At 72.2% G+C, this 13,561-nt stretch carries 12 protein-coding genes; 3 read left to right on the plus strand and 9 right to left on the minus strand.

Features of this window, described 5'->3' with window-relative positions:
• Positions 1-96 precede the first annotated feature (96 nt).
• Both ACFVTC_RS04500 and ACFVTC_RS04505 read left to right on the plus strand, forming a co-directional pair.
• Complete coding sequence (locus ACFVTC_RS04500) at positions 97-1,701, plus strand: SpoIIE family protein phosphatase (RefSeq protein ID WP_390123873.1); 1,605 nt, start codon at positions 97-99, stop codon at positions 1,699-1,701.
• A gap of 27 nt (positions 1,702-1,728) precedes the next feature.
• Positions 1,729-2,085 (plus strand): 5-carboxymethyl-2-hydroxymuconate Delta-isomerase, encoded by a 357-nt coding sequence (locus ACFVTC_RS04505; protein WP_329287448.1) that lies wholly within the window; start codon positions 1,729-1,731, stop codon positions 2,083-2,085.
• A gap of 20 nt (positions 2,086-2,105) precedes the next feature.
• On the opposite strand, the gene ACFVTC_RS04510 is transcribed toward ACFVTC_RS04505, so the two are convergent.
• The 5 genes from ACFVTC_RS04510 to ACFVTC_RS04530 form a co-directional block, all read right to left on the minus strand.
• On the minus strand, positions 2,106-2,807 hold the full coding sequence (locus tag ACFVTC_RS04510; RefSeq protein WP_390123875.1) for a TetR/AcrR family transcriptional regulator: 702 nt from the start codon (positions 2,805-2,807) through the stop codon (positions 2,106-2,108).
• A gap of 56 nt (positions 2,808-2,863) precedes the next feature.
• Positions 2,864-3,922 (minus strand): PDR/VanB family oxidoreductase, encoded by a 1,059-nt coding sequence (locus ACFVTC_RS04515; RefSeq protein WP_390123877.1) that lies wholly within the window; start codon positions 3,920-3,922, stop codon positions 2,864-2,866.
• Positions 3,919-4,830: a metal-dependent hydrolase gene (locus tag ACFVTC_RS04520; RefSeq protein WP_390123879.1), complete on the minus strand. Its 912-nt coding sequence runs from the start codon at positions 4,828-4,830 to the stop codon at positions 3,919-3,921. Before ACFVTC_RS04520 ends, ACFVTC_RS04515 begins: the two co-directional genes overlap by 4 nt.
• 114 nt (positions 4,831-4,944) lie before the next feature.
• Positions 4,945-6,861: a hypothetical protein gene (locus tag ACFVTC_RS04525; RefSeq protein ID WP_390123881.1), complete on the minus strand. Its 1,917-nt coding sequence runs from the start codon at positions 6,859-6,861 to the stop codon at positions 4,945-4,947.
• 49 nt (positions 6,862-6,910) lie between these two features.
• Complete coding sequence (locus ACFVTC_RS04530) at positions 6,911-7,411, minus strand: tetratricopeptide repeat protein (RefSeq protein ID WP_168527797.1); 501 nt, start codon at positions 7,409-7,411, stop codon at positions 6,911-6,913.
• A gap of 156 nt (positions 7,412-7,567) precedes the next feature.
• On the opposite strand from ACFVTC_RS04530, the gene ACFVTC_RS04535 reads away from it, so the two are divergent.
• A complete protein-coding gene (locus ACFVTC_RS04535; RefSeq protein ID WP_390123883.1) occupies positions 7,568-8,005 on the plus strand; it encodes a hypothetical protein in 438 nt (145 codons plus the stop codon).
• A gap of 93 nt (positions 8,006-8,098) precedes the next feature.
• Here ACFVTC_RS04535 and ACFVTC_RS04540 read toward each other — a convergent pair whose 3' ends face one another.
• The 4 genes from ACFVTC_RS04540 to glnII all read right to left on the minus strand — a co-directional run bounded on the left by ACFVTC_RS04540 (position 8,099) and on the right by glnII (position 13,131).
• A complete protein-coding gene (locus ACFVTC_RS04540) occupies positions 8,099-9,661 on the minus strand; it encodes a DUF1996 domain-containing protein (RefSeq protein ID WP_390123885.1) in 1,563 nt (520 codons plus the stop codon).
• A gap of 303 nt (positions 9,662-9,964) precedes the next feature.
• Positions 9,965-10,969, minus strand: coding sequence for an NAD-dependent epimerase/dehydratase family protein (locus ACFVTC_RS04545; protein WP_390123887.1), 1,005 nt, complete (start codon positions 10,967-10,969; stop codon positions 9,965-9,967).
• Positions 10,970-11,078: 109 nt separating this feature from the next.
• A complete protein-coding gene (locus ACFVTC_RS04550; protein ID WP_390123889.1) occupies positions 11,079-11,666 on the minus strand; it encodes a winged helix-turn-helix domain-containing protein in 588 nt (195 codons plus the stop codon).
• 427 nt (positions 11,667-12,093) lie between these two features.
• Positions 12,094-13,131 (minus strand): glutamine synthetase, encoded by a 1,038-nt coding sequence (gene glnII, locus ACFVTC_RS04555; protein ID WP_390123891.1) that lies wholly within the window; start codon positions 13,129-13,131, stop codon positions 12,094-12,096.
• Positions 13,132-13,561: the final 430 nt, after the last annotated feature.

A 13,561-nucleotide genomic window follows, 5' to 3' on the forward strand; every position in this document is an offset into this window, starting at 1 on the left:
TACCTTGGTGGGGCGGACCGGGCACCCGGTCCGCCCCACCGGCAGGCCCGAGGCTTTCAGTTGGACGGCAACAGCAGAAGGAACGGGTCGACCACCGTGCTGGTCGTCGACGACGTGGCGGACGACCGGCTCGCCATGAGCGCGCTGCTGCGCGGCGCCGGTCACGAGGTCCTTCCCGTCGCCACCGCCGCGGACGCGCTGCGCGAACTCGGCACCCGGCTGCGCGAGGGCACCCTGCCGGACGTGCTTCTCGTCCGGGTGGATCTGCCGGACATGACCGGCTTCGAACTCTGCCGCCGGCTCAAGACACATCAGGTGCTGGGCGATCTGCCCGTGGTGCACCTCTCGGGCGCCGGTACGGCCCCGGGCGACCGACGCCGCAGCCTGGACTCCGGCGCCGAGGCATGTCTGAAGGTGCCGGCCGAGCCGGAGGAGATCCAGACCGTCGTACGGGCCGTGGTGCGCGCGGCCCGGCTGCGCACGGACGACCAGGCGCTGATACGGCGGCTGACGCTGCTGTCCGAGACGATCGTCACCGTGCAGGCCGCGCGCAGCCTCGACGAACTCGTCGACGCGGCCGCCGAGGGCACCGCCCGGCTCACCGGCCTCCCGGCCGTCGTGTTCGTCCTCGGCCCGGAGGGCGAGCTGTACCGGGGCATGTCCCCGAAGCGGATCGCCCTCGCGCTGCCCGACCGCGGCGCGCACGAGGCCGTGGCCCGGCTGATCGGCAGGCTCGGGGCGGACCGGGCCGTGGTCCACCGCACCGTCGTCCACTCGCCGCTGTGGCCCGCCGGGTTCTTCCGGCCCGGCGTCCAGGACGACGCCCGGCTGGTGTTGGCCCAGGGCGGCAAGGCGCCGGTGTGCCTGGCGACTCCGGTACGCGACTCACGCCCCCAGAGCCCCGCCGACGAGGCCGGGGTGGCACGGCTCGCCCAGGCCACCGCGCTCGCCGCCGAGCCGCTGCTGATGTACCAGGTCGAGCGCCATGTCGCCCTCACCCTGCAGCGCAGCTTCCTGCCCGAGCCGGACAAGCTGCCCGACCTGCCCGGTGTCGACATCGCGGTGCGCTACGAACCCGCGTCCCAACAGGCCGAGATCGGCGGCGACTTCTACGCGGCGCTGCGCGCCGGCGACGGTGTCCTCGCCGCGGTCGGCGACGTCGTCGGTCACTCGCTGGAGGCGGCCACCGTGATGGTCGAGATCCGGCACGCGCTGCGCGCCTACTGCGTCGAGGACAGCGACCCGGCCGTCCTCGCCGAGCGCCTCGACCGGATGCTCCAGCGCTACCACCCCGAGGTCACCGCGACCGTCTGCCTGATCCTGGTCGAGCCGGAGACCGGGCGGGTACGCGTCGCCAACGCGGGCCACATCCCGCCACTGATCGTGCACGGTGCGGGCGGCGCCGAATACGCCAAGGTCCACGGGCCGCTGCTCGGCCTCGGTCTCGCGGTGAACCGGCCGACGCCCACCGAACTGTTCCTGGAGCCCTCGGACCGGCTCCTCGTGGTCACCGACGGCCTGATCGAGACCCGCGGCACGGACCTCGCGATCTCCATGGAACGCCTGCGCGCGGCCGTCGCCGACGCCCCGCCCGGGGTCCGGCCGCTGTGCGACATGCTCCTGGACCGCTTCGGGCAGGACCGGGAGGACGACGTCGCGATGCTCGCGCTCCAGCTCAGGCCGGGGCAGGCCCTAAGGTGAGTTCGTTGACCTAGAACAGGAGTGCTCATGCCGCAGATCACCGTCGACTACTCCGCCGCCCTCGACGAATCCTTCGACCGGCGCGGATTCGCGCTCGCGCTGCACCCGGTGGTGGTCGAGACGGCGGCCGCACGGATCGAGGCGTGCAAGACGCGGTTCCGGCCGACCGGGGACAACGTGGTGGGAGCGGAGGCGGACGGACACGCGGTGGTGCACGTCACGCTCGCCCTGCTGGCGGGCCGCAGCGAGGAGACCAAGGTCCGGCTCACCGAGTCGGTGCTGGAGTTGCTGCGCAAGTACGTCGAGCCCGTCGCCGGTCTCGCCCTGCACGTCTCGGCCGAGGTCCGGGATCTCGACCCGTCGTACCGCAAGTTCGAGGAGTAGGACAGCGCGGGAAGGGGCGCCTACGCCTTCGGGGGCGTGGCCAGCGCGATGAGCCGGACGGCGAGGTCGGTGAACGGCCCGTCGCCCGGCTCGCCCTCGAGCGCACCGCGCAGCAGCGCGCCCAGCTCCTCGTCCCGGGCGGCGCTCACCGCGGCCAGCGCCGCGAAGTCGTGCACGAGCTGCACCTCCAGCTCGCCGCGCGGAATCCGCCGGCCGTCCAGCCAGATCAGCGCCGTCGACTCCACCAGCGAGATCCACGAGCGGATCACCAGCTCCAGCCGGACGGGCGGGCTCTCGACCTTCAGGTGCGACAGGATCTGGACATACGCGGCCTGCCGCACCGCGTCGACGAGCGCGTTCGTCTTCGAGGAGCCGACCGCGGGACCGCCCCGCATCAACGCCGAGAAACCGGGCCCGTGGTCGTCCACGAAGTCGAAGAACCGGCGCATGACCCGCAGCAGCCGCGCGCCCAGAGGTCCCTGGGGCGGCTCCACGAACCGACTCGCGAGATCGTCGGCGGCGCGCTGCAACGCGGCTTCGTACAGGCTGAGTTTGCCGGGGAAGTAGTGGTAGACCAACGGCCGTGAGATGCCCGCCGCGGAGGCTATCTCGTCGATGGAGACCTCGTCGGGCGAGCGTCGGCTGAACAGCTCGAGGGCGACGCCGATCAGCTGCTGCCGCCGCTCCTCGACACCCATCCTGCGGCGTACCCCGGTTGTCATGCGAACACCTTACCGATCGGATCCGGCCGGGAACGGGCCGGAGCGACCATGGTCGTTCACATGTCGAGGACGAGGCGGTCGCCGCGCGCCCGTGACACGCAGATCAGCATCGAGTCGCCACGTTCCGTGTCCGTGAGCAGTTCGTCCCGGTGGTCGATCTCGCCCTCCAGGACGCGTTGTTGGCAGGTCCCGCAGAAGCCCCGCTCACAGGAGTAGAGGGTGTCGGGCAGTTCGGCCCGTACGGCGGCGAGCAGCGTGGAGCCGGCCGGCACGGTCACGGTCCGTGCGCTGCGGCGCAATTCGACCTCGAAGGCGCTGTCGCCGTCACCCGCGGCCGGGGTGCGAGGGGTGAAGCGCTCCAGGTGCAGTGCGGCCCCCTCCGGCAGCCGCTCCTCGACCGCCGCCATCAGCCCCTCCGGCCCGCAGCAGTGGACCGCCGTTCCCTCGGGCAGGCCCGCGAACAGCGTGCCGAGGTCGGGCCGCCCGTCCACGTCCTCGGCCACGACGGTGACCCGCGCCGGGTCCAGCCGCTCGATCTCCTCCAGGAACGGCATTGACGCCCGGGTGCGCCCGCCGTACAACAGCCGCCAGTCCGCCCGGCCCTGGACCGCCCGCAGCATCGGCAGGAGGGGTGTGATCCCGATGCCGCCGGCGACGAAGACGTACCCGGGCGCCTGGGCGAGCGGGAACCGGTTGCGCGGTCCGCGCGCCTCGACCGCCATGCCCTCCCGCAGCCGTTCGTGGACCTCGCGCGAGCCGCCCCGCCCGTCCTCGGCCAGGCGCGCCGCGACGGTGTACGACGAGGTGTCCGCGGGATCGCCGCACAGCGAGTAGTGCCGGACGCGTCCGGACGGCAGCACCAGTTCGAGGTGGGCGCCGGGTTCCCAGCGCGGCAGACCGTGTCCCTCCAGGCGCAGTTGTACGACACCGTCGGCGATCCGCTCGTGTCCGGTGACCGTCAGCCGCAGAGCACGGGAGCGAGGGCGGCCGGAGACCGGCTCCTCCAGGGCGGGCAGCGGCCACAGCGGTGAGGCCCCGATCCGGCGGCGCAGCGCGCGCCGGACGAGCAGGGCCGTACCCGCGACGGCCGCGACGGTCCGCAGTCGGGGCGTCACACGCCCTCCCCGGCCGTGGCCGCGGCTCTCGCGGCGGGGGAGCTGGCCAGATAGGCGACGGCCTGCGCGGTGGACCCTTCCTGGGAGGGGTGGTAGGAGCGGCTGAGGTAGCGGGGGATGGACTTGAGCATGTCCCCGGTCGCCGGCAGCACGCCCTGCTGTCCGCTCCGGTAGAAGTCCTTGAAGCCGGCCCGGCCCGCCGGCAGGGTCGGGTCGTTCTCCATGAAGAAGCGCGCCCCGCGCTGCCACAGGAAGACGAGCGCGGTGAAGGCGGTGGCCCAGGTCCGCGCGCGCCGCCGGTAGCCCCCGTCGACGTGCATGAACAGCTCGAAGGCGACCGAGCGGTGCTCGACCTCCTCCGCGCCGTGCCAGCGCAGCAGGTCCAGCATGGTCGGATCGGCGCCGCGCCGGTCCAGCTCCTCGGCGTTCAGCACCCAGTCGCCGAGGAAGGCGGTGCAGTGCTCGATCGCGGCGATGATCGCGACCCGCTCCATCAGCCACCATCTGCGGGCCCGGCCCGGGGGGAGGGTGCGGTCGCCGAGCAGCTTCTCGAAGAGCCAGTCGACCTGCGCGGTGTAGGGCGTGGGGTCGAGCCCGAGTTCCCTGAGGTGGGGGAGGACCTCGTCGTGGGCCTGTGAGTGCATCGCCTCCTGCCCGATGAACCCGATCACGTCCTCGCGCAGCCGCTCGTCCGTGATGCAGGGCAGCACCTGCCGGTAGACGTGGACGAACCAGCGTTCACCGGCGGGCAGCAGCAGGTGCAGCACGTTGATCGTGTGCCCGGCGAACGGATCTCCCGGGACCCAGTGCAGCGGAGTGTCGTCCCAGGAGAACGACACCTTCCGCGCCTTGAGCGGGGTCCGCTCCGACGCGACCGGCCGGGGCGGTCGGGCATGCGTGTGAGACATGGCGTCAATGTACTGACGAGTAGGGCAGGGGGAGAACCCCTCGGCGCCCACTTGTTGACATGAACGTCAACTAGGGCCTTCCCCCTGTCCGCCGGGCCGCCCACTGGTCCGGCACTAGCGCAGCCCGGTGACCGACCTGCCGTCCGTCAGGTCGCCCCGCAGTCCGGCCTGGGCACCCTGCCTGGTCCGTACGGCGAGCAGGGGACCCTGGGCAGATCCGGTCACCCCGCCGGTGGCGGTGACCGACGCGGTGCCCTTGCTGCCGGCCGCGAGCAGATACCAGGCACCCCTCCCCGACTTCCACAGCACGCCCGCCAGCACATGGGAGTCGCGGGCGCCGCACGCGGGCGAGTTCTCGGCCTTCGCCGCGACCGCCCCGTACGTCCCGCCCGGGGTGTGGAACTGGGCCAGCACACGGGTGCCGTCGCCCCGCCAGGTGTCGGCCCGCGTGCACACCCACGCCGCTTCGCCGCCGGCGTCCGGCAGCGGCTGGCGCGCGTACTGCCACGCGTTCACCGACCGCACGCCCTCGGAGCGCATGGCGGTCAGGGAGCAGGCGAACGGCGCCCAGTTCGCCAGTGCCGCCGCACCCGTGGCCTCGTGGGGCGCCGAGGGCGGTCCGGAGGTCAGATGGGCCGGGACCAGCTCGCCGAGGTCGGTCATCAGCCGGGTGCCGGTGGCGTCGGTCAGCTGCAGCGCGTTCCACGACGTGCACGCGCCCGTCCGGGCGGGACCCGCCAGCGGGGAGGTGGCACCGTCGGCCGACAGGGTGAGGGCGGTCGAGCCCGCGGCCGGCTTCATCAGGTCGCGCTCGGCGGCCCCGGTCACCCAGGGGGCGGTCAGGTAGCGGACGTTGCCGTCGGCACGGTCCAGGACGACCGCGCTCGCCTCGGCCCCCCGCGCGCCGTCGACCCGCGCGAAGTCGAGGGCCGCCCCGCCGGTGCCGTCGCGCGGCTCGGCGTACCGGGCGATGCGCAGCCCGTCGTGGAACAGCACCACCCGGGCCTGGTCCACGTCACCGGCGTACAGCAGCTGGGGCGGTCCCGGCGGGGCGCCCGCCGGGGTGCCCGGGGTCGCCGAGACCTGCACGGACCCGCCGGGGCGGGCCCAGACGGCGAGGGCGCGGCGCAGCAGCGCGCTGTCCCCGGCGAGGTTTCCGCGCGCGGGCCACACCGAGAGGTCCGTGCGGGCGGACGTCCGCCAGGCCGCCGGGGGGACCCGGGTCACCTTCCCCGGGTCGAGCGCGGCCACGGCGGCCGGGTTCTGCGCGTACGAGGGGGCCGCGGGACCCTCGGGGCCCCAGCCGTCGCCGGGCAGGGCGAGCAGCGCGCCGCAGACGACGACCGCCGCACCGGCGGCGAGCGCGGCCTTCATGTGCTGTCTGCGCCGCATCAGATCGGTGGGCCGGGCGTGCAGCGCGCAGGGGTCGAACTCCGGGGAATGGAGCAGCGGGTCCCGGGCCTCGACCCGATCGGCCTCCGCGAGTGCCGCTCGGGGATCGCCGACTCCCGCCGCCGCGAGCACCCTGCGCACGTCGGCGTCGGCCAGCTTCTCCAGCCCGCGCAGCACATACGCGGCGCGGGCCGCCCCGGACAACGCGGACAGCCGCTGGTCCAGGGCGAGTTCGTCGGCGCCGCCCGAGCGCGGGAACAGCCGCAGGCCCCACACGTGGGGCAGCAGTGGCGGCAGCTGGGACCGCTTCGGCCACGCGGTGCGCCGCAGCGGCAGACCGGCCTCCAGTGCCGTACGCACGACCGTGAGGCGTACGAAGGCGTAGCCCGGGTCGCCGTCGCGGCCGGTGGCCTGGGCCGGGATCACGGACGAGGGAGTGCGGCGCCGGGGCAGCGCGCGCTGCGTGAGGGCGTGCGCCGTCAGCACCCGCCGGTTGCGGCCGAGGCTCGGCGGCAGTACCAGGTAGGCGAGCCGGACGAGCCGCGGGTAGTGCTCGACGAGCGCGGCCTCGGCCTGGGCGACGTCGACGACCGGTCCGGAGGAGGCGGTGGGGCGCGGGGCTACATCCTGTGACTGCACATTCAGCAGAACGAGCGAATCGGTGGATGGTCACCTCGGTCCGGCGGACTCAGCCCTCGGGCTCGACGAGCAGCCGCGCGTAGTTGGCCATCGACCGCTGGTAGCGCGGCAGATGGGGCGCGAGGGCGCCGATCACCAGCGCCAGACCCTCGCGTTCGCGGCCCAGGTCGGCCAGGCACAGCGCGAGGCAGGCGCGTACGGCGTCGTCCAACTCGTCCGACGGGGCGACGAGTTCGGGGGTGAGGAGCTTCACGCCTTCCTCGGCCTGCCCGATGTTCCGCAGCGAGCTGGCGAGTTGGATCCTGGTGCGGCGCCCTCGGTAGCCGTCGAGTCCGCGGGACAGCGCCTCCCGGTACAGCGGCACGGCCTGGTCGGAGTGGCCCGTCGAGTCCCAGGCGCAGGCCCGCTCGAACGGGCCGAGCGGACTGTCCGCGGGCAGCTCGGCGACCAGTGCGTCGATCACCGCCCGGAAGTCCGCCGCGTCCGCTTCCTCGTAGTCGTCGAAAGTGGCCCAGGCCGCCGCCGTACGCTCTTCCCAGTCTTCGTTCACGCGGCACACTTTCGCATACGTGTACTGGTGACGGCATCGGCTTTCCCGCGCCCCGCGGTGGCCGATTGAGTGCTGAGCGCCTCGGAGCCGTATCGAAGACCAGGGCCCTCGCCGGGGCTCTCCATGGCGCGGGCGCCGACGGTACCGGAGGAACGTATGAGGTTGACACGCGAAAAGCTCGTCGCGGGAGCCGCCGTGGCGCTGTTGGCGCTGACCGGCTGCGGAGGGTCGGACGACGGCGGGACCAAGGCCGGCACGGCGGACAGGGTGCCCGCCACGGCGACCGGCAGCCTGGAGGATCTGGCGGCCGAGGTGAAGTGCCGTCCGGACATCCAGACCGACGCGGACGAGATCCGCCAGGGGGTCTGCAAGGTCGATGCCGGCAAGTTCATCCTGGCGACCTTCGCCACCGACCGCGGTCAGCGCGAGTGGCTCAACGGTGCGAAGGACTACGGCGGCTCGTACCTCGTGGGCGCCAAGTGGGTGGCCGTGGGCGACCAGAAGATGGTCACGTCCCTGCGCGGCCGTCTCGGCGGGACCCTGGAGGAGGGGGCCTCGCACGGCGCGCACGCCGGTCACGAGCACAGCGGCTGAGCGCGCGAAGCCTCCCCGTCCGGCGGGCCGGGGACGTGAGGACACAAGAAAGCCGGTGGCGGGAGAATCCCGCCACCGGCTTCCTCATGGGGGTCACTTACAACGCTGGCCCTTGTTGATGCAGTTGACCATCTTGTTCATCAGGTTCTCGTCGAAGACGTTGATGAAGTCGTCGTGGTCGGTGGCCGCCTTGTGCAGCTGCTCGGGGAATCCGTCCACCGCGTAGGCGTTCTTGATCTGCCCGTTCTGCAGGGTCGGTGCCCGGAAGCCGTAGACGAGGCGCATCGTCAGCTGCGGAATGGCCTTGAAGCCATTGGCGCAGTTGCCCTGGGCGTCCGCGAAGGCCACGTGCGTACGGTGGTTCGCGCTGTCGATGTTCACCCCGTCCCAGCAGCTCTGGAAGGCGAAGGTGCGTACCACGGTGCTGCCCCGCGGGCAGATCGGGTACTGCTGCGTGAGCTGCACCTTGTTCTCGAAGCCGGTGCAGGACCAGTGGGCGTTGGCGTTCGCGAGACCGTTGGTCGTGGTCTTCGCGTCACCCGTGATGATGCGCAGGAACTTCGGCATCGCGACGACCTGGCTCTTCGCGCTGCCGACGAACTTGATCTGCGCCTGCTTGACCTGCTGGATCTGGCCGACGTTTCCTTCCTTGCCACCGCCGTCGTTGTTCTGGTCGAAGTCCTGCGTACCGTTCTGGATACGCACGACCGGCCAGTAGTACGTCGACTTGTCGCCCTGGTTGGCGCAGGTGGTCTTGGCCGCGGCGAACGTGTCGTTGTTGGCGAACGCGTCGTTCGACTGGTTGCCGACGTAGTCGTGCAGGTGGTGCGCGCCGTTGCTGACGCCGGGCGCCACGATCACGTTGTCGGTGTTGAACTTCTTGTTCGCGTTCACGCCGCAGGACGTGGTGAACGTGCCCGTCGAACCGCCGGCCCGGGTCCGTGCCTTGCGGGGCACGTTCGCCTGGACCTTCGTGATGTCGACGAAGTCCGAGGCGAGCGGACCGTTGCCGGCCTGACCGCCGTTGCCCGTCTGCTGGCCGCCGCCCTGCTGGCCGCCGCCCTGCTGGCCGCCGCCCTGCTGGCCGCCGCCCTGCTGGCCGCCGGCGCTCGCGCTGGCCGAGGGAGCCGGACTGGCCGTCCCGCCGTTGTTCTGACCGCCGTTGTTCTGACCGGCGTTGGTCTGGTTGGCGGGCGTCCCCGTGCAGGAGGACAGGCCGTCGAGCGAGGACGGTGTCGAACCGCCGACCCGGCTGATCTCCAGCTTGATCCGGTCGATGATCACCGCCCGGTTGTTCTTCAGCGGTCCGAGGATGGAGTTCTGGACGAAGCTCGGGTCCCTCGTCTGCGCGTCACGGGTCGTGGCGAGCCGCTGGTAGGCGGCGGTGATCTGCTGGTCCAGCGTGGCGAGTTCGCCGTCGACCTCACTGCGGGCCTTGTCCGGCACGTTGGTCAGCTTCTGACCGACGTCCGGACAACTGATGGTGGCCACCTGAGCGGTGGCGGCCTTCGTGGTGTTGGGAGACGAGTTCTCCTCGTGCGCCGAGGCGTAGAAGTTCGCCCAGACCAGTCCACCCCCGCCGATCGCGAGTGCTGCCGACGCGGCGATGGCCCGAACGGCCAGCGGCGAACGGCGTTTTCGTACGTTGCGTCCCATGGAACTCCTCTGACTTCCTTGCGGGGCATCGAGGGCGCCCGACAGGAGTGAAGCGGCTCCCATCCATACGCAGGTGACGTGTGAGGCGTTCAGAAACCTCGGAAAATCTTAGAAGTTCGTGAGGCCATTTCCGGCACAATGGGCTCAGAAGCGCACGATTTTCGGGGAGTTGATCTCCGAAAACGGGTTTGAACAATATTCAGTGCGCTCTGAAGGGGTTTCTTTCCCGGGCGTCGGCACGACTCTCGGGGCTCCGCCCCGAACCCCCGCCAGGGGGCGCGGCCTCCAGGAGGGCGGGACCGGTCACCGGGAGAGCAACCTGGCCTCCGCTTCCGGAGGCAGCCCGACCGGTGGGCGGTCCGGACGCCGCGGAGCCGTACCGCCCACGGCCTGGAGCCACGCCCACGTGTCGGCGACCGTCTCCGAGACGTCCCGGCACCGAAGCCCGGCCTCCACCGCCCGCGAGACATCCGCTCCGTACAGCGCATCGTGCAGGTCACTCCCCGGCGGCACCCACACCGGCAGCTGCGTCCACGGTTCGACCCCGGCGCCCAGAATCACCTCCGGCTCGATCCACCGCAGTTCCGCGCCGCTCCCCGTCACCCGCACGCACGCGTCGAGCAGCTCCCCCATCGTCGCGTGACCCGGCGGACCCGTCAGGTTGTGGGCCCCGCTCGCTCCCCGCTCCACCGCCCCGAGGATCCACTCGGCGAGGTCACGGACATCGAGGTACCGGAGGGGAAGGTCCCGGGGTCCGGGCGCCGGCACGGGCCCGCCCCGCGCGATCCGGCCCAGCCACCACGGCAGGCGGCCGATGTTCTCGTACGGCCCGAGGATCAGCCCGGACCGCACGAGCAGCGAACGCTCCGCGCCGAACGCGGAGACGGCGGCCAGCTCGCCGCCCAGCTTGTCCCGCGCGTAGTCGGTCCGCCCGGCGTCCTTCGCCGCCCCCGTCACGAGCGGCGCGTCCTCGGTGTACCCGGCGGGCGGAGCCCACGCGTAGACCGAGCAACTCGACACGTACACATGGCGCGCGGCCCGGTCCGCCAGCAGCCGGGCCGCGTCGAGGACGGGCCGCGGCGCCGCTGACCAGGTGTCGACGACGACGTCCCAGTCACCTTCGGCGGCGGCGCCCGCGAGCGCGGCGAGCCCGTCCGGAGCGGTGCGGTCACCGAGCAACGACCTCACCCCGGAGGGAGGTTCATGCCGTCCCCGGTGGAAGACGGTCACCTCCCAGCCGCGTCGCACAGCCGCCCGCGCCACGGCGCGCCCCGCGAACTCCGTACCGCCCATCACCAGAAGTCTCATGGTGACGACTCTGCACGGTCGGCGCACCGGACGGAACGGGAATCTGCTGACAGAAGATCCGCCCGAAGGTGTCGCGGACGCGGGACGGGCCGACCGGCCGACGGACCGGTCAGCGGCCGGTCGGGGGCGCGTACTTGTAGCCGACTCGTCGTACCGTCTGGATCGACTGCCGGTGCTGCACCCCGAGCTTGCGGCGCAGCCGCGCGACATGCACGTCGACGGTCCGTCCGTCGCCCACGTGTCCGTAGCCCCACACGGTGGTGACCAACTGGTCCCGGGTGTGCACCCGGTGCGGGTGCGCGACGAGATGCGCGAGCAGCTCGAACTCCAGGTAGGTGAGGTCGAGCGTCCGCCCGTCGACCTCGGCGGTGCGCTGCACGGAGTCGATACGGACGAGCGCGTCGCCTCCGGCGGGGGCGGGCGTCCCCGCCGGGTCAGGGGCGACGGCGACCGGCAGCAGGGGCTGCTGGTCGGCCGGCACGAGGAGCAGGTAGCCGATCATCGGCGGCCGGCCGGGCAGCACCGGCAGCGTGTGCGGGGGCGCGGGCAGCCAGGTGGCGCCCGGCGGCAGGAAGTCCGCCACGTTCACCACCTCGTCCCGGTCGACGGCACGGAGCCGGTGGCGCCCGGTGCCGGGCGCGGGCGTGGCCGGGGCGGGGGAGGTCGCGACGGAAGTGAAGGAACGTGTGTTCGCCATGAGGGGTCAGCTCTTTCGCGCGAGGAGTTCGTCGGGAGGGTCGACGACCGCGAGTTCGTGGTCGGGGCCGTCGAGGACGTACGTCGTGCGCGCTGGCCGAAGGCCGGGGTGTACGGCTTTAGAGGGCCGGCGCGTTCGTCGCGCGGCAACACACCCGGTCGAAGTCGTGATGCTGACGGGAAGGCCAGAAGGGCTCCAGGTCGTGGCGACCCGTCGCGGTGCACTTCTGGTGGCTGGCCATGTCTCCATTGAAGCAGAAGCCGGGGCCGGGCAGGAGTCCTGGTTCAAAGGTCGGACGCGCCCTTGACGCGAACGAGGGCGCGCAGCGCCCGCCCGGGGTCCGCACGCCGGGCCGACGTACGGGGCGCGCCACGCCGAAGGGGCGCCCACCGGAATGGTGGGCGCCCCTTCGCGGGCAGGGGGTGGGTCAGACCTGGCCGGCCTTGTCCAGCGCGGCGCAGCAGGTGTCGACGAGCAGCCGCGTGACCACGTACGGGTCGACGTTGGCGTTCGGACGGCGGTCCTCGATGTACCCCTTGCCGTCCTTCTCGACCTGCCACGGGATACGGACCGAGGCACCGCGGTCGGAGACGCCGTACGAGTACTCGTTCCACGGAGCGGTCTCGTGCAGGCCGGTCAGGCGGTCGTCGATGCCGGCGCCGTAGTTCTTGACGTGGTCGAGCGGCTTCGAGCCCTCGCCCAGTGACTCGCACGCGGTGATGATCGCGGCATAGCCCTCGGGCCCTTCGCGCATCGCCCTGGTGGAGAAGTTGGTGTGCGCGCCCGCGCCGTTCCAGTCGCCCTTGACCGGCTTGGGGTCGAGGGTGGCGGAGACGTTGAAGTCCTCGGCGGTGCGGTAGAGCAGCCAGCGGGCCACCCACAGCTGGTCGGAGACCTCCAGCGGGGCGAGCGGGCCGACCTGGAACTCCCACTGGCCGGGCATGACCTCGGCGTTGATGCCGGAGATGCCGAGGCCCGCCTTCAGGCAGTTCTCCAGGTGCGCCTCGACGATGTCACGGCCGAAGATCTCGTCGGCGCCGACACCGCAGTAGTAGCCGCCCTGGGGGGCCGGGAAGCCGCCGACGGGGAAACCGAGCGGGCGCTCCCCGTCGAAGAAGGTGTACTCCTGCTCGATACCGAAGATCGGCTCCTGAGCGGCGAACCTCTCCGCGACCTCGGCCAGCGCGGCACGGGTGTTGGACTCGTGCGGCGTCATGTCGATGTCGAGGACCTCGCACATGACGAGGACGTGGTCCCCGCCGCGGATCGGGTCGGGGTAGCTGGCGACCGGCTTGAGTACGCGGTCCGAGGCGTGGCCCTCGGCCTGGTTCGTGGAGGACCCGTCGAAGCCCCAGATCGGCAGCTCGGCACCCTTGGCGTCGTCGGCCAGAATCTTCGTCTTCGAACGGAGCTTGGCCGTCGGCTCGGTGCCGTCGATCCAGATGTACTCAGCCTTGAAGGTCACGGGCCACATCCTTCGGGTGGGTCTCCAGGCGCACCGCGGGTGCTGCGGCGCTCGCGGCACCTTGGCGCCGCGTCATGCCAGGCAGCCTGTCAACAGGCGATTTCCCGATCATTGCCCGAGCATGAACCCCGTGTTACCTGATGCCCCTGTGTCGCACCTCACCGGCCGAGAGCGATGCGCGACCGCCGGCAGGGGCCCCTTCGCCAAGGCCGCGAGTGGGGCGCGCCGGCCACCGTGATCCGCCCGGGGTGGCCGCGGCGGCTCGTATGCGATGGGTTTGCGCGCGCGGTCCGTTTGCCGGCCGCCGCGGCCCCTGTCCCGGCGGGGAGGCCGAGTGCCCGTGGCACGGCTCTCCGCTCGATACCGGGGCGCCGGGTGCGCCGGGTGTTCTGGAGGTGCCGGTCCTGCTGCTCGTGGCCGCGAACAGCAG

It is taken from the genome of Streptomyces sp. NPDC057950, assembly GCF_042887295.1.
Taxonomy (GTDB): Bacteria; Actinomycetota; Actinomycetes; order Streptomycetales; family Streptomycetaceae; genus Streptomyces; species Streptomyces kaempferi.